The following is a 21,809-nucleotide window of genomic DNA, read 5'->3' as shown; positions in this document are numbered from 1 at the left end:
TTGAACAGGCCCGGCATCCTGCGATAAGACCCTCATGACAATCCACGCCCCCCGCGCACTCGCCACATGGTGCGATCGGCTCCGAGGAAATGAATGGCCTTTCGAAAATCCCTGACCGCCTTCGCGCTTGCTCTCGGCATGGGGGTTCTGGCCGCCTGCGACACGGCCGAGGAGCGCGCGGAAAAGCACTATCAGTCCGGGCTTGAATATCTCGAAGCCGGCGATGTCGATCGAGCGCTGGTGGAGTTTCGCAACGTCTTCAAGCTGAACGGACGCCACCGCGAGGCACGGCTTGCCTATGCCGAGGCTGAGCTTGACCGCGGCCGCGTCCGCGAGGCCTTTGCCCAGTATCTGCGGCTCTTCGAGCAGTTCCCCGAAGACCACGACACCAAGGCCGCGCTGGCCCGGCTGGCGGCGCAAAGCGGCGACTGGCCGACCGCATTGCGCTATGCGCGCCTTGCGCTGATCGCGGCGCCGGATGACCAGGAGATGCAGGCAATCCGCCTCGTCGCCGAATACGGCGAGGCGACCGAGGACAGCAACGTCGGCCAACAGATCGCCGCGGCCAAAGGTGTGCGGGCACTCGTGGAGAAGATGCCCGACAACCTGCTTCTGAAGCGCGTGATCATTGACGACCACATCCGCGCCCAGCGCTTCGACGCGGCGCTCGAGGCGATCGACGCGGCCATCGCTCTCGCGCCGGATGACCGCAGCCTTCATGCCCAGCGCCTGTCGATCTATGCGGCGCTTGGCGACGACGCTGCAGTCGAGGCTGGTCTGCGTGACATGGTCGCCCGCTTCCCCGACTCGCCCGAAATGAGCCAGGCGCTCGCGCGCTGGTATCTCTCGCGCAAAGAATTCGACAAGGCTGAGACGCATTTGCGCAGCCGGATCGATGTCGCGGCGCCCGATCAAGACACCATCCTCGAGCTCGTGCGGTTCCTCGCAGAATTCAGGGGGCCCGAGGCGGCCGTCGCCGAACTCGACCGGGTCATCGCTGCTGGCGACGGCAACCCGGTCTATCGCGCCGCGCGGGCGGGCTTCACTTTCGATCTCGGCCAGCGTGACCAGGCGATCGCCGACATGCAGGACATCCTGAAGACCGCCACGCCGTCCGCGGATACGCGCCGGACCAAGATCGGGCTCGCCCGGATGCTGGCCGCGACGGGCAACGCGGTCGGCGCGCGGGCGCTTGTCGAGGAGGTGCTCGAAGAGGACGCCGGCGACGGGGAGGCGCTGAAGCTCAAGGCAAGCTGGCTTATCGGAGAAGACGAGGTCGGCGAAGCCATCGCGATCCTCCGGCGCGCGCACGGCGACAATCCCGACGACGCCGGCGTCCTGACGCTCATGGCGATGGCCTATGAGCGCGATGGCAATCGCGATCTGTTGCGGGAATCCCTGTCGCGCGCGGTCGTCGCCTCGAACCGCGCGCCTGAGGAATCGCTGCGCTATGCACAGCTTCTCGCGGCCGAAAACAAGCTTCTTCCGGCTGAAAGCGTGCTGATCGACGCGCTTCGGCTCTCGCCCGGAAACCAGATGCTGCTCGAACCTCTCGGCCAGCTTTACCTCCGCGTGCAGGACTGGCCGCGCGCCGAGGCGGTTGCCGACGAACTGGAACGCGTCGGCGAAAGCCAGACCACGGCAGCCGCCCAGTCGCTTCGCGCAGCGATCTTCGCGGGGCAGGAGAAGACCGATCAGGCGATCGGTTATCTGCAAGGGCTCGTCGACACGGGCCGAGGCGGGCTCGACGTCAAAATAGCGATCCTGCGCGCCCATCTCGCGAACGGTCAGAACGGCAAGGCGCTGGCCTACTCGGAGAGCCTTCTGGCGAACGACCCAAACAGTCTCGAGTTGCGCTTCGTCGACGCATCGGTGCGCGAGCTCGCCGGCCAGACCGAGCAGGCGGAGATCGCCTATCGCGACCTGATCGCCGAAGACCCCGCACTCTTGCCCGCCTGGATGGCGCTGACACGGCTCGTGCTCAGCGATCGCACGCGCGTCGCGGAGGCCGAAGCACTCATCGACGAGGCGCTCGTCGCGCTGCCCGACGCGGGCGAGTTGAAGTGGGCCAAGGCCAGTTTCCTCGAGCAGACCGGCGACATCGATGGGTCCATCGCGATCTACGAGGAGCTCTACAAGGCGAACAGCGCCAACCCGATCATCGCCAACAACCTGGCGAGCCTTCTGTCGACCCACCGCAGCGACCCCGACAGCCTCGCGCGCGCCGAGGTCATCGCGCGGCGCCTTCGCGGCTCGACGCTTGCGCCCTATCAGGACACCTATGGCTGGATCGCCTATCTGCGCGGCAACTACGGAGAGGCGCTGAAAGAGCTCGAGCCGGCCGCCGAAGGGCTGAACACCGACCCGGTCGTGCAGTACCATCTCGGCATGACCTACCTCGCGCTCGAACGCAAGGAGGATGCTCTCGTGCGCTTCCGCAAGGCGCTCGATCTCGCGGGCCCGGACGATTCGCGCCCGGACATCGTCGCGGCCCGGCAGGAGGTCGCCCGGCTGGAGGCGGAAGGCGTGAATATCGCCAACTGAGCCAAGCGAATTGTTGCCGCATGGGCACGAGGCGAGCCGTAATTGTGCGGGATGGTTGAAGAAACCCAGTTAAAGTTATGACTCCATGGCGATACGACTTAGTGTGAGCGCGAATCGAATTTGATAGGGTGACACCATGATCAGACCCCTTCTCGGACTTGTACTGGCCGTTCTGCTCGTTCCCGCCGCCTGGGCGCAGAGCGCCTATCGTATCCAGGCCGGCGACGTCTTGCAGATGGAAGTCCTGGAAGACCCCAGCCTCAATCGCAGCCTTCTCGTGCTGCCCGACGGCAGCGTCAGCCTTCCGCTCGTTGGCTCGATCAGAGCCTCGGGCAAGAGCATCGAGGGCATGCGCGGCGCCATCGCGTCGGCCTTGGCGCCAAACTTCGCGACGCCGCCCACCGTGTTCCTGTCGGTCGGTCAGCTGAATCCGACCACCTCGGCGATCAACACCGCGGTGGCGCAGCAGGCCGCCGCCAATATCGGCACGATCGGCACAATCGCGATCTACGCTGTCGGAGAGGTCAACAACCAGGGCCGTCTCGACGTCGATCAGGGCACCACGCTTCTGCAGTTCCTGGCCGAAACCGGCGGTCTTACGCGGTTCGCCGCAATCAAGCGCATCCAGCTTCGCCGCGTCGACGGCGGGGTGGAAAAGGTCTATCGCTACAACTACAAGGCCGTGCAGGGTGGCGCCGCGGCGCCATCCATCGTGCTGCGTGAAGGCGATGTGATCGTTGTGCCGGAGCGCAAACTCTTCGAATAAAGGCGGACAAACGGTGGGGACGAGCAGGAACAAGATCGCGGCGATCGCGGCGCTATCGACTATCTGGCCCGGAATGGCGCTGCCCCAGCAGACGGGGACGGGCGGAACGGCCGCCCGTGGGGCGGGCGGGCTGCAGTTCGACATCAATGTCAACTCCAAGCTGAGCTACGACGACAATTTCCAGCTTCAGCCGCGAAGCCCCGGCAGCACGACGATCTTCGACAACAGCGTCGACCTGAACTTGTCGAGCGTCACGAGTGTGCAGGACTTCAACGTCAATGCTTCGGGCGTCTTCCGCTACGCCGAGATCCCCGGCCGCTCGATCTCGGGCTTTGAGGATCCGACGATCCGGCTCGGATACAGGCTCGACGGCGTCAACAGCCGGCTCACGTTCAACGGGCGCTACCGCAATGTGGACCGCGAATTCCTCGACCCGTTCCAGGTCGAGCAAGAGGAACAGCAGTCCAACATCTTCGTCGATGACGGCGGCACAGTCGAATTCACGACAGCCGCGCTGAGCTACCAGACGGGCCTCAACGATCCGCTGGGATTCACCGTGTCGCTGGACCACGACCAGCGGGACTATTCGAACGTCACGAATGCGCGGCTCTTCGACCGCGAGACCAACAGCGCCAACCTCACTGCGACGCTCAAGGTCTCCCCCGTCACGCAGCTGCGCGCCCAGGCCGGAATCACCGAATTCAGCGCCGATGACGCAGTCGGAACCGAGCGGCGCACGACCGACTATTCGATCGGTGTCGTGCAGGATATCGACCCGACACTTGTCCTCGACGCCCGCCTCGGCCGGACAGAGATCGATACGGACACCAATACCGGCTCGAGCAACCGGTCGGGCGCGACGGGTGCCGCGACGCTGACCAAAACCCTGTCAAACGGCACCGTATTCGCCTCGATCGACTCGACGGTCAACCAGAACGGCTCGCGGAACTCGCTTCGCTTTGGACGAAGCCTGCAGCTTCCCAGCGGTTCCTTCAATGCATCCGTCGGTGGAATAGACACCCCCAGCGGCAACAACTACGTGATCGGGTCGCTCGGCTATACGCACCAGCTCAAGACGAGCAATATCAACGTCTCGATCAACCGCAACGTCTCAACCAACTCGCTGTCCGAGGACGTACTCGATACGCGCGTGTCGGTCGGCTACGGATACGAGATCAACAACAACTCGCGCCTGAACGTGGCGCTCAACTGGGGTCGGTCGGAAAGCGCCGGTATCGGCGGTGCGCCGACGGTGGAACGCACGAGCCTGCGGGCCACCTACTCGCATGCGCTGACGCAGGATTGGGATCTGACGGGCGGCGTTCTGGTCCGGCGCCGCTCCGCATCCACGGCCACGGGAGATGCGCAGTCGAATTCGGTCTTCGTGACCCTCGACCGAAGCTTCAATTTCCGTCCCTGATCCAATCACCGCCCATGGTGCAAACAGGTGCCAGTCCGGCGACGATCCGGCCCGACCGCCACGGGGACGTGATGGCGACTACGGGAATTCCGGTCGCATTGCGCGTGGTTTCGCTTTAGATATCCGGAAAATCGGCTTGGCCGGCAAGGTAGCGGAGCAATGACCCATTCCACGAGCCCCGAACGAAGCGCAGGCGCCGCGACTCTCGCGGTCAATGTGCCGGGGCTGTTGCTCTTCCTAGCGCTCCTCGCGGCGTCCCTGCCCGTCTTCTGGATCGGGTTCGCCTCGCTCGCCGCGGCCTGGTCGACCGCCGAATACAGCCACGGCCCGCTGATTCCGCTGATCTCTCTCTATCTCTTTCTGCGCGAACAGCGCCGGATGCCGGTGTCAGACGCCGCCCCGCGCCGCCGCTGGCCGGGCCTCGTCGTCATCGCGGCGGCGCTGTTCGTCGCGGTCGTCGGCAACATGATGCGCGTGCCCGACATCGTGACTTATGCCTTCATCTTCTGGGTCTCGGGCGTCGTGCTCACGATATTCGGATGGGACCGGGGCCGGCGGCACCAGTTGCCGGTCTTCCACCTCGTCTTCATGCTGCCCCTGCCGCAGATGCTGTACTGGAAGCTCACGATCTTCCTCCAGTGGGTTTCATCAGCGCTCGGCGTCTGGTTCGTCAGCCTCGCCGGGGTCGCGGTCTTTCTGGAAGGCAACGTCATCGACCTCGGGGTGTACAAGCTCCAGGTGGCCGAGGCGTGTTCGGGATTGCGCTACCTGTTCCCGATCCTCAGCTTCTCCTATCTCTTCGCGATCCTCTATCGCGGGCCCTTGTGGCACAAGCTCGTATTGCTGCTGTCGGCCGCGCCGCTCACCGTCCTGATGAACTCCGTCCGCATCGGCATCATCGGCATCCTCGTCGATCGCTACGGGATCGAGCAGGCCGAGGGCTTCCTGCATTTCTTCGAAGGCTGGGTGATCTTCCTACTCTGCGTCGCGATCCTGTTCGCGATGGCGATGATCCTGCAGCGGCTCACGCCCAAGCCCATGCCGCTGTCCGAGGCCATCGACCTCGATTTTCAGGGATTCGGCGGCATCTTCGCCCGCATCCTCGCGATCCGGCCAGCCGTCGCGCTCGCACTAGCGGTGGCGCTGACCGGCGCGGCCTCGCTGGGCTGGCACACGCTGCCCGCGCCGCCGTCCGAAGCGCCGGACCGCGACCCGCTTCTCCTCTATCCCCGCCAGATCGGCGCGTGGCAAAGCTACACGATCGACCTCGAACCCGAAGTCGAAAAGGTGCTGGGCGCCGACGACTACGTTAATGCCTTCTACCAGACACCCGACGCCGCCAGCGTGGTCAGCTTCTTCGTCGCCTGGTACGACAAGCAGACCGAGGGCCAGGGCATCCACTCGCCCGAAGTCTGCCTGCCCACGGGCGGCTGGGAGGTCTTCAGCCTGACCGAAGTGCCCGTGGACATGACCGGCACCGAATACGGGCGCTTCACCGCCAACCGGGCTGTGATCCAGAAGGGGTTGCAAAAGCAGTTGGTCTATTACTGGTTCGAAGGCCGCGGCAAGCGCGTGGCGAACGACTTCCGCGCCAAGCTGAGCGTTCTGCGCGACAGCCTCGTGATCGGCCGGACCGACGGCGCGCTTGTGCGCTACGTGTCGCCGATCGAACCCGGCGAGACCGAGGCCGATGCCGAAGCGCGGATCATGGGTTTCATGCGGCAAAGCCTCGGCGCCCTGCCGCGCTTCGTCCCGTTTTGAGATCTGTCTCGGCGATGCGGTCCCTGGCACCGGCCTGGACGATCGTCCTTCTTTGTGCCGTGCCCGAACTTGCGTTCTGGGGCGCAGATCTCGGCCTCTGGGGCCGGCCGGACTGGCGTGCGACCGGCATCGAGTATGGAGGATTCTGGTCTGGCCTTCTCGGGAACTGGCGCCCCAACTACGCCGCCCAGCCGTGGCTTATGTTCGCGACCTACGGATTCCTGCATGCAGGGCTTTGGCACTTCGCATTGAACATGGTGACGCTTCTGTCGCTCGCCTCCCCCGTGCTCGCGCGCTTTGGCGCAGAGCGGTTCCTCCTGATCTATGTCGCCTCCCTGATCGGCGGCGGCGTGGGCTTCGCGCTCTTGGGCCCGGTCAGCGCACCGATGGTTGGCGCGTCAGGCGCGCTTTTCGGCCTCGCCGGCGCCATCCTCGCGGTCGATACCGACCGCCGCGCGTCGCTCGGCCTGTCGATTTGGCCGGTTCTCAGGGTCGTCCTGCTGCTCGCCCTACTGAACCTGGTCCTGTGGTGGGCGATGCACGGTCAGCTCGCCTGGCAGACGCATCTCGGCGGTTTCCTTGCCGGCGGCGCTCTGGCGTTCATTCTGCCGGGCCGGCGGCGGCCCTGACGCTACCCGCCGCGCCGCATCTTTGCGTAGATGCGGTCGTAGGCGGCCAGGAGGCGCGGCGCAGAGTGGGCCCAGCTCAGCCGATCGAGGACGCGCGCGCGGCCGATCCGGCCCATCTCCGACCGCCGCTCGGGCGCGTCGATCAGCTCGGCGATCTTAACTGCAAAGTCCTCGGGATCGTTCCCGCGCGCGTAAAGCGATGCCTCCCCGGCCGAGGCCCGGCCCTCCTTCAGGTCGAATTGCACCACCGGCTTTTCCAGCGTCATGTATTCCATGACCTTGTTCATGGTCGATATGTCGTTCATCGCGTTCCTCGGATCGGGGCTGACGCCGATGTCGCAGGAATTCAGCGCCCGAAGCAGATCCTCGCCGTAGAGCGGCCCGGTGAAGGTAAAATGCGCCTCGAGCCCGCGTCGCTTCACGTCCGCCTCGACATTCGGCAGCTCAGGCCCGAAGCCCACGATGAGGAAATGAACATCGTCGCGCCCCATGCGGCGGATCAGGTGCTCCGCCGCCTCGACCAGAAGGTCCATCCCCTCCTGCTGGCCGATCACGCCGACATAGCCGAGGACGGTGCCCGCTCCCTGCCGCATCTCAGGATCGGCGGGCCGGATCTCGAACTTCTCGATCTTCGGGGCGGAGCGGACGACGAACACGTCCTCGGCCGGCATCCTTCCCCGCCGCATCGCAATCTCGCGGAAGCTTTCGTTCGTCGCGATTGAGACGGCGGCGGTCGCGAAGGTCATTCTCTCCCAGATCAGCATGATCTTGTAGAGCAGACCCTTCTCGCCGAACTTCGCCTCGAACAGCTCCGGGCAGACGTCGTGATGGTCGAAAAGGTAGCGCACGCCACGCCAGCGGTACCAGAGCGCCAGAAGAAAGATCAGGTCGGGCGGATTGCAGCCATGGATCACGTCGAAGCCGCGCTCGCGCCGCACTTTCCGCGCAAGCCGGAACCAGTGCCACAGCGACCAGAGATACTCCTTGGCGTAGGCCACCGCACCGGAATGCGCCTCGGGCGGTTCCGGGTAGCGGTAGATGTGGATGCCGTCGATGACCTCGTGATGCTTGTCCCAGCCGCGGCCAGTCGGGCAGATCACGCTGACCTCGTAGCCCTCCGCCGTCAGCGTCGTCGCCTCGAGCCAGACGCGCCGGTCCAAGGGCACGGGCAGGTTCTCGACCACGATCAGGACGCGGCGCGGGTCATTCGCTGTCACGGCTTCCTCCTGCCCCTTCCGGCCCTGCCGTCATAGCCCCTCACGGAGGCTGTGCAAGCATTGCGCACCTGATCCGGCCGAGGCGTTGTCATTCACGCAACTCGAACTCGGCGAGGATGGTATTCTGCACTGGCAGGAAATTGTCGTCGGAGACGAGCGTTACGAACACATGGCCTTCGCCGTCCCGCCAGAGGCTCATCCCTTCCATGTTGTCGAGTTCGCCAAACCCAGTCTTCAGCAGAACTTCAGGCGGCCCCGCGCCGTCAGCGTCCAGCATGACCCGACTGAGCCGGGTCGCAAACCCTGCGATCCAGGCGTGACGCCGCTCCAGCAGGTAGAGCCAGCCGTCCGGCCCGAAGGCCGCGTCGGACAGAGCCCAGTCCGGGTGCGCCGGCAGCGACGGCCCTTCGACCCAATCGCCGTTTTCCTGTACGAATGTCTGGCGCACGCCATCACTCTGCCCCTCGAGGACCGCCAGAAGCCGCCCATCCGCGCCCAGTGCGAGCCCTTCTATTCCCTCATTGCCCCAGAGGGCTCGAAACCTCTCCCAGTGATGCAGCGTCGTTGGCGTCATGTCGGGGGGCTTGAGCGCCGTGATCCGCGTGTAGCTCTCGAACCCGACATAGGCCGTGCCGTCGGGCGCGACGGCCAGCGCCTCGGCATCGGCGGTGAACTCCGCGACCTCCCGCCCGGAATTGTCCAACATCTGCGCCTGCCAATCGGTCGCGACCGCGCGGATGCGGCCGTCCCCGTCGCGCTCGATCCGCGCCGACAGCATCAGGCCTCTGTCGCTCACCGCGAGAAGCGACCCGCCCCCGGGTGCGACCCAGAGGCCCGATAGCCCGCTCAGCCCTTCGCCCTCCCAGCGAAAGACGCCGCGCGGAAGAAGCTCCGCCGCTTCGGCCGAACCCGCGCCCGCGCCGAGCGCAAGCGCGAGGGCGGCCAGCCTAGCGAGCGGCACGGCCAAAGGCGATCCTCGCCGCTTCGGGCGACAGCCGCGCGCGCACCGATTGCGGCGGACCGAGACCGTAGACGGCGCGCAGCAGCGTGAACGCCTGCGGATAGGCCCGCCTCCCGAGTAGCTGCGCGGCCTTCGCGGTCGCGTAAGCCATCGCGACGGGCAGGCCGAGCGGGTTGAACCGGCGCACGAACAGCATCCGGCTGCGGTACTTGAACCAGAACGAAAACGGCGAGGCCAGGCGATCCGGCGCGGGCGAGCCAATCGCCGTGCCGGCATAGTGTCTGACGATGAAATCGGGGGCGACCACCAGTGGAAAATCGCCCCGCCTCAGCGCCCAGTCGGCCTCTTCATAGTAGAGGAAATAATCCTCCCGCATCGGCCCGACGGCTTGGTAGAAAGCGCGCGAGGCGACCATGTTCGCACCCGTGATGAAGTCCAGATCCTCGCCCTTCGGCGGGGCGGAGATCGACGCATCGCGGCGGAGATTGACGTTGCTCGAAACGCCCGTCCAGAGATTGACGCGCCCGCCGTCGATCTGCACCTGCCCCGGCGGATCGACGTAGAGCACGCGCCCGCCCATCAGCCCGTAGCCCGGCGTCCGCGCGGCAGCGGCGAGGATGGCGCGCGCCGCGTCCGGCTCGGCGAATGCGTCGGGATTGATGATCCAGAAATGGGCGATCTCGGGCATCGCCGCCAGCAGTTCGAGCCCGATGTTGACGCCCCCCGCGAACCCGCGATTGACACCCGAGGAGACGAGGTCGATTTTTCCCGCCCGATCCGCAGCCGGCCGCGCACCGGCGGCAAGCTCCTCCAGCACTACGCCTTTGTCCGCCGCCCAGCCGCGCAGGGCGGCGGCTGTTCCGTCGGTCGAGGCATTGTCGATCACCACGACGCGCGGCGCGCCGCCCGCCTGCGCAAGCAGGCTTTCGACGCACTCGATGATCACGTCGGCCGAATTGAAGGCCACGACGATCACGCCGATGGAGCCGTTGGCATCGCTCATCTCGTTCCGCTCGATCCGGTCTCTGGTCGCCTGTCGGCCTACACTGCCAAGGTGTTAGCAATTTGACGCGCCCCGGGCCAGAGCGAACCGCCGGCTTTGATTGCGCCCCCTCGCGCGCCTGCCTAAACTCGCCTCCGGTCAGGTCAGGAGAGTTACATGGCGGTTGCCCGGCGTTCCATCGCGAAGCGGCTTATCCGCGCGGCGCGGTCGTTCTTCGATCCCGGCGTTCTGATGCAGCCGTTCCGGCTTCTCCACTACTATGGCTACACGCATGTGAAGCAGCGCCGCCTGCTCACGCTCGGACGTGACGTGCGGCTCGCTCCGAACGTCTCGTTTGCGAACGGCGAACGCATCCAGCTCGGCGATCAGGTTCAGGTCGGCGCGCGCTGCTCGCTCTGGGCGGGCAAGACGACAAGCTGGATCCGCGTCGGCGAGCGCACGACCTTCGGTCCTGAATGCTTCGTCACCGCCGCGGATTATGGCCTGTCCGCCGGGGCCCGCATCACCTCTCAGGAGATGGTGGAGCGCGACATCACCATCGGCCCCGATTGCTGGATCGGCGCACGGGCGATCCTGACCGCGGGCGTCACGATCGGAGAGGGCGCGGTGGTCGGCGCGGGCTCGGTCGTCACCCGCGACGTGCCGGCCGGCGCGGTCGCGGTCGGCGTTCCGGCCAAGGTCGTACGGATGCGCGCCTAGCCGCGCCGCCAGAGGCGCCGGATCAGATATCCCCTGAGGGCAGTCATTGAGGCCAGCGCCGCAAGGCAGGTCAGGACGACCGCCCAGCGGGTCCAGTCGAGGTTCTCGACGAAACCGGTCCTGGGCGGCGCGATCTGGGCCTCGAAGAGCGCGACCGCGCAGGCCAGGGCCGACAGCCCAGACGGCAGGACAAGCGGCTGCAGGTCGAGACCGGCGCGCCGCGCCGCGAGCCTCAGCGACAAGAGATAGCCCAGCATCTCCGCCACCATCGCGATGCTGACAACCGTCATCACGTTGCCGGTCTCGCGGACCGCGAACCACGACAGCGGCAGTGACGCCACCCGGAAGAGATTGGCGGCCGCCGCATTGCCCGACCGCTCGCGCGCCAGCGCCACGGTCGAGGCGCCGGTTTTTGACACGCGCAACGCCTGCAGCACCGCCATCGGCACAAGAAGGACGAGGATCGCGCTGTATTTCTCGCCGAGCAGCAAATGCATTAGCGGCCCGCCGAACAGTACCATTCCGAGGATGAGAAAAAGCCCGATCGCCAGCCCGGCCTCGGTCGCCGCCACGCCCAGCCAGCGGAAGGCGTCCGGCCGATCGCGTGCGGCAGAAAGCTGCGGCAGAAAGAGCGACTGGCACGCCCCCGCCAGAACCAGGGTCGGCGTCAGCGTCAGCGTGATCGACATCGAGAACACCGCGAGCTGCGCCATGCCGAGCTGGTTGCCGACAATGAGCCTTTCGCCGTTGAAGACGCCGAAGAGAAGCATCCCGTTCAAGAGAAGCGGCCAGCCGAACACGGTGGCGCGCCGCATGAGCGCGAGATCGAGCCCGATCCGATAGGACCGCTCGGCGGTCACATGCGACAGGAGGACCATCGATCCGTTCTGGATGAAGAGCGACACGAGCATGATCCTGTAGTCGCCGTAAAGAAGCGCGATCGGCCAGAGCGTTATGACAGCGATGAGCGGCGGCACGGACTGCGACACGATCCAGGGGCGGTAGACCAGATGCCGCTTCAGCCGGTGGATGTCGTAGTGCTGCAATCCGTTGATGACCGGCAGGAGCGCCATGAGCTCATAGGCCCAGGTGACCTCCTCGACCCCGAGAAAGCGCGCATAGGGCCGCGCGATCGCATAAAGGATCAGCCCGGACATTACACCCCGCAGAAGCTGGAAGCCCTGAAGCGCGCGCTGCACCTTGGGGTCGTCGCCTTCCTTGTCCACTACGATGAGCTGGTTCAGCCCGAAATAGGACAGCATCTCAACGATCGACATCGCGACCGCGAAGGTCGAGGCGATGCCGTAATCCTCGGGGCTGACGAGCCGCGCCACGATCAGGTTGCGCATCAGAAGAAGCGCCGAGCCAAAGGCATTGCCCGAAACGAGCATAAGGGCTTTCTTCAGCATGGCTCTGTGCGGCGTCCGATCGAAATGTCCAACGCGGGTATCCGCCCAAACTCTCCAAACCGCAAGCACAGCATGCCCCAGCACGGCGCTGAACCGGGCCTCAGCGTGATATCTGCAACGCGTTCCTGCGCTGAGATCGATGGGCGAGACGGATGAGGCGCTAGTCGTCCTCGTCGACCCGGCCGCGCAGCGACTTGACCTCACCCCGCGCCGTCTTGGCGGCGAGCCGTCGGCGCTTGGCCCCGGCAGTGGGCTTCGTCGGAATGCGCCGCTTGGGCGCGACAAGCGCCTTGCGGATCAGTTCGGCCAGCCGTTCGCGCGCGATCTCGCGGTTTCGCGCCTGGCTGCGCGTCTCCTCGGCGCGGATCAGGATCGCGCCGTCTGCCGTCCAGCGCCGGCCAGCCAGCCGCTTAAGCCGCCGCTTGACGGCGTCCGGCAGGTGCGGGCTCCGCTCGGCCTCGAACCGCAGCTCGACCGCGGTCGAGACCTTGTTCACATTCTGCCCGCCAGGCCCGGACGCGCGCGAAAAGCTCTCGGTCAGCTCCCAGTCGGCAATGGTGATGGCGTCATTGATCCGCAGCATGGGACCGGTCTTAGGCCCGTCGCTGCAACAAGTCCATTGGAACGGGGTTGTCGCAAGCTCGACGTAAGCAACCGGGGGTGGTATACTTCCGCCGTTCCGCTCCCGCAAATTTTCGCGGCGTGTTGCGGGAACGTTTTTTCATGATCGTGGCCTTTATTTCGGCCGGCCCTGTTAATCGCCTGCATTCGAACTTCCTAGAGGGGGAGTAGATTATGCCCAAAGCATTCATGTTCATTATTATGGCCATTTTCCTGGCCTGCACCGGACAGGCGGTCGCCGGGTGCGAACGGACCGCCATGACAACCGCCAGAACCGAAGTCTATTCCGAAGCTCCGGTCTTCGTGACCGGTAAGGGCTGGATGTTCGGATCGACCGTAACCACGCTGCCCAAAGGCACGGCCATCCGCGTGTGTGACGAGAAGAAAATCGGCGTTCTTTTCGACAAGAGAACCTGGTTCTGGATCGAGTATGCGCTTGGTGCCGAGGAGGGGAACGGCTGGATATTCAGCGGCAGGACCGATCTCAGCCACTTGACGGCCCCCGCGGCGCGCAAGGTGGCTGCAAGCGTCGGCTTTTACCTGATCCCGGCCGCCCATGCCCAAGGCGTCGACGACGGCATGCCTGGCGAAACTGGCACATCGAACCTGACGGCCACCATCGTCTATTCGCTCGCATTCCTTGCGATCATTCTGGGGATGGTGGCCAAGACCGTCTACGACATGCTGGGAGATGGTCGGTCCTTCGTATTGTCCGACGTCCTCCGAAATCTGGTCCGGTCGTTCGTCGTGGCGCCGATCACATATCTCGCCTTCCTTCAGTTCGGTCAGTTCTCGGTCGTCAGCGACGCGAATGTCATCGTCGGGATCTGCTTTGCGTTCCAAAACGGGTTCTTCTGGCAGACGGTTCTGGAGCGGCCATCCCCGGCGGCGGCGGCGGCCGTATAAGCAACGACGACGTTTCGCGCCGCGTCCTGATATGCGTCGAAGTGGCATGTGTCCCGACAGATGCCATACGCTTGCCATACGCATATCCGACGCCTTGCAGACGCCCGTTTCGGGCACGCGCAGAGACGGAAAGGGCCGCTCCGAGTGGGAGCGGCCCTCCGAGATCTACGGAGATGGGCCAGTTAGGGTGTCGAAGTTCGACGTGGCCCAGTCAGAGTTCTACAGTCTTCAGGTTTGCCCTCAGACCACGGCCCCTCCGACTGTCCCGACACCTTTCTCCAATATCACTCTAGACACTGGATCACCTCCTTTCTCTGGGTTGCCGTTATCCACAGGTTGCCACAGATTTTGTGGTTGTCAAAAGAATTCACGCAACTTTTGCTGTCAATCTCGTAACAATTACCCGGAACGGCGCGAGCGCCACGATCGCGAGCGACAGCTTCACGAGCCAGTCCGCGACCGCCAACGACACCCAAAGCGGCACGATCGGCCCGAGACCCAGAAGCGGCAGCGCCTCGCCCGCCCAGCTCACGTCATTGGCCGGTTCGAGGAACATCAGCGCGGCCGAGAAGGCGATCGTAAAGAAAATCGCGGTATCCAGCGATGACCCCACGAGGGTCGAGACGAGCGGCGCGCGCCACCAGCTGCCGACCCGCAATCGGTCGAAGACCTGGACGTCGACGAGCTGCGCAACGAGGAAGGCGAGGCCGGAGCCCATGGCGATCCGGAGCGTGACCAGCGGGCCGAACTCGCCCACGATCTGCGTGCCGATCAGCGAGCAGATGACGCCGACGACAAATCCCGCGGCCACGACCTTGCGCGCCGGGCCGGGCCCGTGGATGCGGTTCATCAGGTCGGTGACAAGGAACGCAAAGGGGTAGGTGAATGCACCCCAGGTCAGCCATTGGCCAAAGAGGAACTGCACGAGGATGTTCGAGGCCACGACGATGGCGGCCATGGCAAGGATGCCGGGGATCAGCTTGCGGGTCATGTCGGGTCCGTTTTTTACAAGGTTGCGGCGACTTGGCCCCGCGCGGGCGGGAACGGACGGCCTCTACGCCCTTCCTCGCGGCCGGTCAAGTCAATCGCGGATCCGATAGTCGACGATCTCGGTCCGCTGGGTCGGCAGGAAGTTGTCGTCCGAAATCATCGTCAGCCGGACCGCACCTTCCGCGTCGCGCCAGACAGCGAGCCCCTCGAGGTTGTCGTGCTGACCGGCCCTTGTCTCGAACAGCACCTCGTCGGCCACGACCCGGTCGCCGTCGAGCGTGATCCGCCGCACGCGCGTCATGAAGCCGATGAGACCCCAATAATCGCGTTCGAGCAGGTATAGCCGCCCGTCCGGCCCGAAATCGGCCCCGACCGGCGCCCAGTCCCCGTCGCGGCGGAGCGTGAAGGGCACGTCCCAGTTGTCGCCCTTCATCCGGTAGACGGGAATTTGATCGCCTTGATGGATGGGCCGCTCGGGCATCGCGTAAAGCGCGCCCTCGGCATCGATGGCCAGCGCTTCCGCGCCGCCATTCACGACGAAATCGAAGAACGGCTTCGGCCAGATCTCGTGGACCCAGACGCGGCCGTTTTGTTCATAAATACCAATGCGATTCCACGTCTCGTAGGAGACATACAGTAGCCCGCCCGTCCCGATAGCGACGCCTTCGGCATCGTCCATCGGGTTTTCGACCGGCGTGCCGTGATGCGACAGCGGCCGGATCGGAGGATCGACCTCAACCCCCGTGACCGCGCCCGCCTTGCCGCGCTCCAAGCGGCCCCAGAAGATGTTTGCGCTGTCCGACACGGCGACGAAAGTCATCCCGTTATCGGTGAAGTCAATGGCCGAAAAGCCACCAAATTCCGGTCCCGACCCCTTCCAGACATAGCGGCCGACGAAGTCTGCCCGCGGCGCGTCCGCCGCGGCGCCGCCGAGCGCCACGATCGCTCCGGCGATCAATCCGAGGCGAGAACGGCGGCGCATTGTCCGGGCAGGTCAGCCATTGTGTAGTCGCGCGCGCCCTTCTTGCGCGGTGCCTTTTTCTTGGGTTTCGTAGTTTTCGGCGGGTTGAGGTAGTCGGTCACCCACCAGTTCAGAGTAGCGTCGCAACCGTTCCCGCCCTTCGACAACTCCGCAACTGTCGGATTCTGTGTGACACAGTTGCGCGAGCCCTTGGGGCATTTCAGTCGTACATGGAAATGCGTGTTGTGACCGTAGATCGGACGGATCTTCTGCAGCCAGGTCTTGTCGGAGGCCCGCGCGGACTTGCACATCTCGATCTTCACCGCCGCAGCAACGAAGATCCGGTCAACTCGCGGGTCGGAAGCCGCGGCGGCCAGGAGCCGATGATGCGTCGCCGACCAGTTGCCGTTGACGCGGCGCTGGTCGTCGGTGCGGACCGATATCGAGCTGATCCTCTCTCGCTCCGACCGGCTGAGGTTCACGCGCCGGGGCGGCAGCATCCAGATATCGGCGTCGAGCCCGACCTGGTGGCTCGAATGACCCGAAGTCATCGGCCCACCACGCGGCTGGCTCATGTCGCCGATGTAGAGCCCCGCCCAGCCAAGCTTGCGCGCATGCGCCGACAGGTCCACGACGAACTGGACAAGCTCCGGATGCCCCCAATTGCGGTTGCGCGACAGCCGCATCGCCTGCCAGGTCGGCCCGCTTTCGGGAAGCTCCATGAAGCCTGCCCCGCAACCTTTCGAATAAAACCCGATCGCCTGCGGCGCTTGGGCGGACGCCACTCGTTTCGCCCCAAACAACTGGTTCGCCCTGGGTTCCGCGCCGGCAGGCATGGTTGCGATTGCCAGACCGGCGGCGATCAGCAAAGCACGTATCACACTCTCCTCCCTTCCGGATCAACGGGCAGGAGAAGCACGAATCCCAGCCCGAACAACACAATTAGCGGCAGAATACCAAGCTGCTGGCTGCCCGTCATGTCGGTAACGACCGCAATCGACAGCGGCGCCAGGAATGACGTCGCCTTGCCAGCAAGCGCATAGAGCCCGAACGCCTCGGTCATCCGACCGGGTTCGGCCTGACGCACCATCATCGACCGGCTCGCCGACTGCATCGCCCCACCCGCAGCGCCGATGCAGGCGCCGATCACATAGAATGTGATATCGGGAAGCGCGCTGTCCGGCCCGACCGGCATGCCGAAGACGCTTTCGCGCGAGACAAAGACGACGCCAAGCGCGAGCAGCGTCAGCGCAAGGACACAGAGCGTGATCACGGGTTTCGGACCGAACCGGTCGTCGGCGCGGCCGCCCAGCCATGCGAAAAGCGCGCCCGTCACGATCGCCAGGAGCCCGAACTTCCCCGTATCGGTGATCTGCCAGCCGAGAACGCCCGCCGCGTAGAGGCCGCCGAAGGTGTAGATGCCATTAAGCGCGTCGCGGTAGAACATCGACGACAGGAGATAGGCCGATAGGCTCCGGTTTCCCGGCAGGGCCCGCAGGCTTTTCTTGAGATCGGGAATGGCCTGCTTGACGGCGACTCCGATCGGCAGGGCGGAGGCGTCGCGCGGCTCGCGCACCCAGAAAAAGAACGGAACCATGAAGACCGCGTACCAGACCGCCGTGAGCGGCCCGACGATCCGCGTGCCCTCCCGCGTTTCGGGGTCAAGTCCGAACATCGGCGGCAAACCGACAAGCGTGCGGCCCGTCTTCAGGTCGATCTGGAAGAGCACGAGCATCAGGATCAACGCGAGCAACCCGCCGACATAGCCGAAAGCCCAGCCAGACCCTGAGATACGCCCGATCTGTTCGCGCGTGCCGAGATCGGGCAGCATCGCATTCGTGAAGATCGTGGCGAACTCCATCCCGATCAGGCCGATCGCGAAGGCCAGCAGCGTCAGAACAAGATTGAAATTCTGCGGCGCGGCCCACCAAAGCAGGTAGGCGCCCGCGACATACATTGCCGAGAAGAGCCAGATGAACCGCATCCGGCCGCCCGCCTTGTCGGCGATGGCGCCGAGAACCGGCGCGCTGATCGCGATGATAATGCCGGCAATCCCGACGCCATAACCCCATGCAGCCTGCGCGCGCGATCCGTCGCCAAGGATTTCCTTGATGTAGGGGGCGAATATGAAGGTCAGAAGCAGGGTGTTGTACGGCTGGCTGGCCCAGTCGAAAAAAAACCAGCCCCAGATGCGCTTTCGCGCTGATACCGCCATGCCCGTCGCCTCATCGATTTTTCGCGATGAAGCCCGAAATGCAGCGATAACGCAAGCGGAGCCTGTCGGTCGGACCTATGCCGCGCTTTGGGACCGGGGATACGTCGGCGGCGTTTCGCGTTCGGGCGGCCAGGGCCGCCTGGCATCTGCCGCGATCCAGGCCTGGACCCAAGCGGGAAGAGGCGGACTTTCTGCCAGCTGCCCCAACTCCCCCAGCACCACGCGCGGCGGAACGATCCCTTTGGCTGAGGTCACCGCGGAGCGCAGCAGCATGTGGCTCGTACAGTCGCCGTGGCGCCACATGCTCTGTTCCATGTAGATGAACTTGTCGTCCCAGCCAATGCAGCGACTGTGCATCTCGACCCGGTCGAACATCCGTACGCGCCGGCGATAGCGGACGGAGTTTCCAGCAACGGTAATGCCCCAACCCTTCTGCCTGAGTACCCGGCCAAGCCCGGTCCGGACCGCCAGAGGAATCCGCCCGAGATCGAAGAACGTCAGTGTCCGGCCATTGTTCAACTCGATCCACATATCGAGGTCCCAGGGCCAGCAGATGTGATGCGAGACATGCGTTTCCGTCAGGCCAAGCGCCGGTTTGCGGCTGCTGGTCCAGATTTCCTTGAACATTCTGACAAAGGGATACATTCGCGGCGACCTTCCTAGACGGATGGAGCCCACTTATGCCTCACTGCCCCAACGTCAAGCCGCGACGTTGCGTAAGATGGTTGCGCCGCCGCGGCGGTCCGCTTACGTCTGGTCCGACCGACAAGGCGGGAGTGTCGCATGGTATCTCTGTTCCAGGCCCTGATGCTGATTCTGAACGTGATCTGGTTCATCATGATCGTGCACATCATCATGTCCTGGCTCATCAACTTCCAGGTGCTGAACATCCGCCAGCCGATGATCCAGCAGATCTGGTACGGGCTGAACCGCCTGCTCGAACCCGTCTACGCCCCGATCAGGCGCTTCCTGCCCACTACCGCGGGTCTCGACCTCGCGCCTCTCGTGGCGTTCATCCTCCTGATTATCATCCGTCAGACGCTCGCCAACAACGCCGGCTTCTTCTACGGCTTCTGAGCCTTGCTCAGGCCCGGCCGCTGTGACAGGGTCGGACCATCGAGCAATCAATAACCGCGAGCCATGACCCGCGCCGAGGGACTGCTTTCCTCCGTCTTCGGATTTGGGGCCTTCCGACCCGGACAGGCCGAAATCGTCGACGCCGTGGCCAAGGGGAGGAACACGCTCGCCATCATGCCCACGGGCGGCGGCAAGTCGCTCTGCTACCAACTTCCGGCACTTCTTCGCGACGGCGTCACCGTCGTCATCTCGCCTTTGATCGCGCTCATGCGCGACCAGGTCAGGGCGCTCCGCGCGGCAGGCGTGGAGGCGGGGGCGCTGACGTCAGGCAACAGCGAGGACGAGACGGAAGAGGTCTTCCGGTCGCTGGACGAAGGCCGGTTGAAACTCCTCTACATGGCGCCGGAACGGCTCGCCTCGGGCGGCACGCTCACGCTTCTCCGCCGGATCGGCATCGGGCTCATCGCTGTAGATGAAGCGCATTGCGTTAGCCAATGGGGCCACGACTTCCGGCCTGATTACCTGCGAATTGGTGCGCTTAGGCGCGCGCTCGACGTGCCACTCGCCGCCTTCACCGCTACCGCGGACGAAGAGACCCGGGTTGAGATCGTCAGCCGGCTCTTTGAGGGCGCGTCGCCCGACGTATTCCTGCACGGATTCGACCGGCCGAACATCCATCTCGCATTCGACGTGAAGGACCAGCCCCGGCGGCAGATCCTGACCTTCGCCGCCGCCCGGCGCGGGCAATCCGGCATCGTCTACTGCGCCACCAGGGCCAAGACCGAAACGCTCGCGGCGGCGCTGCGCGACGAGGGTCATGCCGCCTGCCACTATCACGGCGGGATGGAAGCCGACGACCGGCGCGAGGTCGAGGCCCGGTTCCAGCAAGACGACGGGCTGATCGTCGTCGCCACCGTGGCCTTTGGCATGGGGATCGACAAGCCGGACATCCGCTGGGTGGCGCATGCTGACCTGCCGAAGTCGATCGAGGCCTACTACCAGGAGATCGGCCGCGCGGGCCGCGACGGCGCGCCTGCCGAGACGCTTACGCTTTTCGGCGCGGACGACATCCGGCTGCGCCGCGCCCAGGTCGACGAAGGGCTCGCGCCGGGCGAACGCAAGGCCGCCGATCATGCGCGGCTCAATGCGCTGCTCGGCCTCGCCGAAGCGACGTCGTGCCGCCGCCAGCGACTTCTGGCTTACTTCGGCGAGGCGGCCGAGCCCTGCGGCGCTTGCGACCTCTGCGACGCGCCGCCCGATGTCTTCGACGGAACGGAGGCGGTGCGAAAAGCGCTATCGGCGATTCTGCGCACTGGTGAGAGCTTCGGCGCTGGTCACCTGATCGACATCCTCATTGGCCACGCGACCGACAAGATTCGCGCGCGCAATCATGACGGACTACCCACGTTCGGCGTCGGCGGCGATCTGCCCAAGGCCCAGTGGCAGGCCATCTTCCGCCAGATGATGGGCCATAACCTGATCCGCCCCGATCCCGATCGCCACGGCGCGTTTCGCATGACCGAGGCCGCGCGACCCATCCTGCGCGGCGAAGCAACGGTCACGCTCCGGCGCGACACGATCCGCAAGGCGGCAGGAAGGCCCGCGGTCAAGATGCTGGTGTCGGAAGAGAACGCGACCCTCCTCTCCGCGCTTAAGGCGAAGCGCCGGGCTTTGGCCGAGTCGGCAAAGGTACCCGCCTACGTGATCTTCCCCGACCGGACGCTGATTGAGATGGCCGAGACGCGGCCGCAAACGCTCGACCAGATGGCGCGGGTGAACGGCGTCGGCGCAAAGAAGCTCGAAAGCTTCGGCGCCGCCTTCCTCGAGGTGATCACCGGCGCGGGCGAGATCATGCACCCCGCGCGGAGGAAACTTGCGGGTCGAGAGGAGGGCGATGTCTTCGACCGGCTGATGGCGGCGCAGTCGGCGCTGGCGCGGGGAGAGGACGGGACTGGTAAATACCTCTCGTGCACGCATTCGACGCTCAGACGGATCGCCGAAACGAAGCCTCGGCGTCTCACCGATCTGGAGCGGGTTGGCGGCATGGGTCCGCAGAAGGCCGCACGATTCGGACCAGCGTTCCTTGAAATCCTTGGAGCGGACGAGCCCCCGCTGAGCTAAGCCGCGCCCGTCCCGCGCATCGTTGCGGGGTTCAGCAGCGAAGGGTGATGGGCTACGAGCTCGACCGTGTTGCCCTCCGGGTCCTCAGTGAAGATGCCACGCCATCCGATCCAATCGAATCTTTCCACCCGGTAGGGCTGGCCAAGGCTATCGTACCAGCGCATCACCGCCTCCTGCTCCTCGTACGGCAACGACAGCGCGATATGATGAAGCGATGATCCTGCGCCCGTCGCCGGTGGGTGCGAGCCTGTCGGATGCAGGCCGGGCCGCGTCCCAGCGGAGTGAAGGAAGAGGGCGAGGACCGTCGTGTGGCCACCGAATCCATTCGCGATACGGAAGAACGTGATGTCGGCATCCGCGCCACCCGCCATGAGCTCCAACCCGATCACATCGCGGTAGAACGCCACCATAGATGCCATGTCGCCGCAGCGAATGGCGATCTCGCCAAGCGCGCGTGGTCGAAAATTCGGCGTTCCGCTCATGCCGCCGACCCTAGCATGGCGGGCGGG

General features: G+C 65.1%; 20 protein-coding genes. 9 read left to right on the top strand and 11 right to left on the bottom strand.

What is annotated here, in order from left to right:
- Positions 1–93: 93 nt before the first annotated feature.
- From DEA8626_RS15510 to DEA8626_RS15490, 5 genes are all read left to right on the top strand, one after another.
- Entirely contained in the window at positions 94–2,544 is a 2,451-nt protein-coding gene (locus DEA8626_RS15510) for a tetratricopeptide repeat protein (protein WP_108854156.1), read from the top strand.
- 136 nt (positions 2,545–2,680) lie between these two features.
- The gene (locus DEA8626_RS15505) at positions 2,681–3,310 is read left to right on the top strand and encodes a polysaccharide biosynthesis/export family protein (RefSeq protein ID WP_108854155.1); all 630 of its coding nucleotides are present in this window, start codon (positions 2,681–2,683) and stop codon (positions 3,308–3,310) included.
- Between the two features lie 13 nt (positions 3,311–3,323).
- Entirely contained in the window at positions 3,324–4,730 is a 1,407-nt protein-coding gene (locus tag DEA8626_RS15500; protein ID WP_108854154.1) for a TonB-dependent receptor, read from the top strand.
- Between the two features lie 159 nt (positions 4,731–4,889).
- Positions 4,890–6,491, top strand: a complete 1,602-nt coding sequence (xrtD, locus tag DEA8626_RS15495; protein ID WP_108854153.1) for a VPLPA-CTERM-specific exosortase XrtD — start codon at positions 4,890–4,892, stop codon at positions 6,489–6,491.
- Positions 6,492–6,505: 14 nt separating this feature from the next.
- Positions 6,506–7,120, top strand: a complete 615-nt coding sequence (locus DEA8626_RS15490) for a rhomboid family intramembrane serine protease (RefSeq protein WP_108854152.1) — start codon at positions 6,506–6,508, stop codon at positions 7,118–7,120.
- Positions 7,121–7,122: 2 nt separating this feature from the next.
- Here DEA8626_RS15490 and DEA8626_RS15485 read toward each other — a convergent pair whose 3' ends face one another.
- From DEA8626_RS15485 to DEA8626_RS15475, 3 genes are all read right to left on the bottom strand, one after another.
- A complete protein-coding gene (locus DEA8626_RS15485) occupies positions 7,123–8,337 on the bottom strand; it encodes a glycosyltransferase family 4 protein (RefSeq protein ID WP_108854151.1) in 1,215 nt (404 codons plus the stop codon).
- A gap of 88 nt (positions 8,338–8,425) precedes the next feature.
- Entirely contained in the window at positions 8,426–9,298 is an 873-nt protein-coding gene (locus tag DEA8626_RS15480; protein ID WP_181366474.1) for an esterase-like activity of phytase family protein, read from the bottom strand.
- Positions 9,285–10,301 carry a glycosyltransferase family 2 protein gene (locus tag DEA8626_RS15475; protein WP_108854149.1) on the bottom strand — a complete coding sequence of 339 codons (1,017 nt, stop codon included), beginning with the start codon at positions 10,299–10,301 and terminating at the stop codon, positions 9,285–9,287. The genes DEA8626_RS15480 and DEA8626_RS15475 overlap by 14 nt, the downstream gene beginning before the upstream one ends.
- A 156-nt stretch (positions 10,302–10,457) precedes the next feature.
- On the opposite strand from DEA8626_RS15475, the gene DEA8626_RS21625 reads away from it, so the two are divergent.
- A complete protein-coding gene (locus DEA8626_RS21625) occupies positions 10,458–11,000 on the top strand; it encodes an acyltransferase (RefSeq protein WP_181366473.1) in 543 nt (180 codons plus the stop codon).
- On the opposite strand, the gene DEA8626_RS15465 is transcribed toward DEA8626_RS21625, so the two are convergent.
- Together DEA8626_RS15465 and arfB are read right to left on the bottom strand one after the other, a co-directional pair.
- Complete coding sequence (locus DEA8626_RS15465; protein WP_108854148.1) at positions 10,997–12,409, bottom strand: oligosaccharide flippase family protein; 1,413 nt, start codon at positions 12,407–12,409, stop codon at positions 10,997–10,999. The genes DEA8626_RS21625 and DEA8626_RS15465 overlap by 4 nt on opposite strands.
- A 160-nt stretch (positions 12,410–12,569) precedes the next feature.
- Positions 12,570–12,992 carry an alternative ribosome rescue aminoacyl-tRNA hydrolase ArfB gene (gene arfB / locus DEA8626_RS15460; RefSeq protein WP_108854147.1) on the bottom strand — a complete coding sequence of 141 codons (423 nt, stop codon included), beginning with the start codon at positions 12,990–12,992 and terminating at the stop codon, positions 12,570–12,572.
- 296 nt (positions 12,993–13,288) lie between these two features.
- Between arfB and DEA8626_RS15455 the strand changes: the two genes are divergently transcribed.
- Entirely contained in the window at positions 13,289–13,936 is a 648-nt protein-coding gene (locus DEA8626_RS15455; protein ID WP_146188884.1) for a hypothetical protein, read from the top strand.
- Between the two features lie 367 nt (positions 13,937–14,303).
- Here the strand turns inward: DEA8626_RS15455 and DEA8626_RS15450 are convergent, their stop codons facing one another.
- The 5 genes from DEA8626_RS15450 to DEA8626_RS15430 form a co-directional block, all read right to left on the bottom strand.
- Positions 14,304–14,927, bottom strand: coding sequence for a queuosine precursor transporter (locus DEA8626_RS15450; RefSeq protein ID WP_108854145.1), 624 nt, complete (start codon positions 14,925–14,927; stop codon positions 14,304–14,306).
- 90 nt (positions 14,928–15,017) lie between these two features.
- Positions 15,018–15,908, bottom strand: coding sequence for an esterase-like activity of phytase family protein (locus DEA8626_RS15445; protein ID WP_108854144.1), 891 nt, complete (start codon positions 15,906–15,908; stop codon positions 15,018–15,020).
- Complete coding sequence (mepA, locus tag DEA8626_RS15440) at positions 15,881–16,723, bottom strand: penicillin-insensitive murein endopeptidase (RefSeq protein WP_108854644.1); 843 nt, start codon at positions 16,721–16,723, stop codon at positions 15,881–15,883. Before mepA ends, DEA8626_RS15445 begins: the two co-directional genes overlap by 28 nt.
- A gap of 41 nt (positions 16,724–16,764) precedes the next feature.
- Entirely contained in the window at positions 16,765–18,102 is a 1,338-nt protein-coding gene (locus tag DEA8626_RS15435; RefSeq protein WP_108854143.1) for an MFS transporter, read from the bottom strand.
- Positions 18,103–18,177: 75 nt separating this feature from the next.
- Positions 18,178–18,747 carry an acyl-CoA thioesterase gene (locus DEA8626_RS15430; protein ID WP_108854142.1) on the bottom strand — a complete coding sequence of 190 codons (570 nt, stop codon included), beginning with the start codon at positions 18,745–18,747 and terminating at the stop codon, positions 18,178–18,180.
- Between the two features lie 138 nt (positions 18,748–18,885).
- On the opposite strand from DEA8626_RS15430, the gene DEA8626_RS15425 reads away from it, so the two are divergent.
- Complete coding sequence (locus DEA8626_RS15425) at positions 18,886–19,179, top strand: YggT family protein (RefSeq protein ID WP_108854141.1); 294 nt, start codon at positions 18,886–18,888, stop codon at positions 19,177–19,179.
- Positions 19,180–19,242: 63 nt separating this feature from the next.
- Entirely contained in the window at positions 19,243–21,300 is a 2,058-nt protein-coding gene (gene recQ, locus DEA8626_RS15420; protein WP_108854140.1) for a DNA helicase RecQ, read from the top strand.
- Here the strand turns inward: recQ and DEA8626_RS15415 are convergent.
- Complete coding sequence (locus tag DEA8626_RS15415) at positions 21,297–21,782, bottom strand: VOC family protein (protein ID WP_108854139.1); 486 nt, start codon at positions 21,780–21,782, stop codon at positions 21,297–21,299. The two genes, recQ and DEA8626_RS15415, sit on opposite strands and share 4 nt — an antisense overlap.
- Between the last annotated feature and the right edge of the window lie 27 nt (positions 21,783–21,809).

The organism is Defluviimonas aquaemixtae (genome assembly GCF_900302475.1).
Classification (GTDB): Bacteria; Pseudomonadota; Alphaproteobacteria; order Rhodobacterales; family Rhodobacteraceae; genus Albidovulum; species Albidovulum aquaemixtae.
The sequence above is the reverse complement of the archived record's forward strand: the minus strand, read 5'-3'. Positions and strand labels throughout refer to the sequence as shown.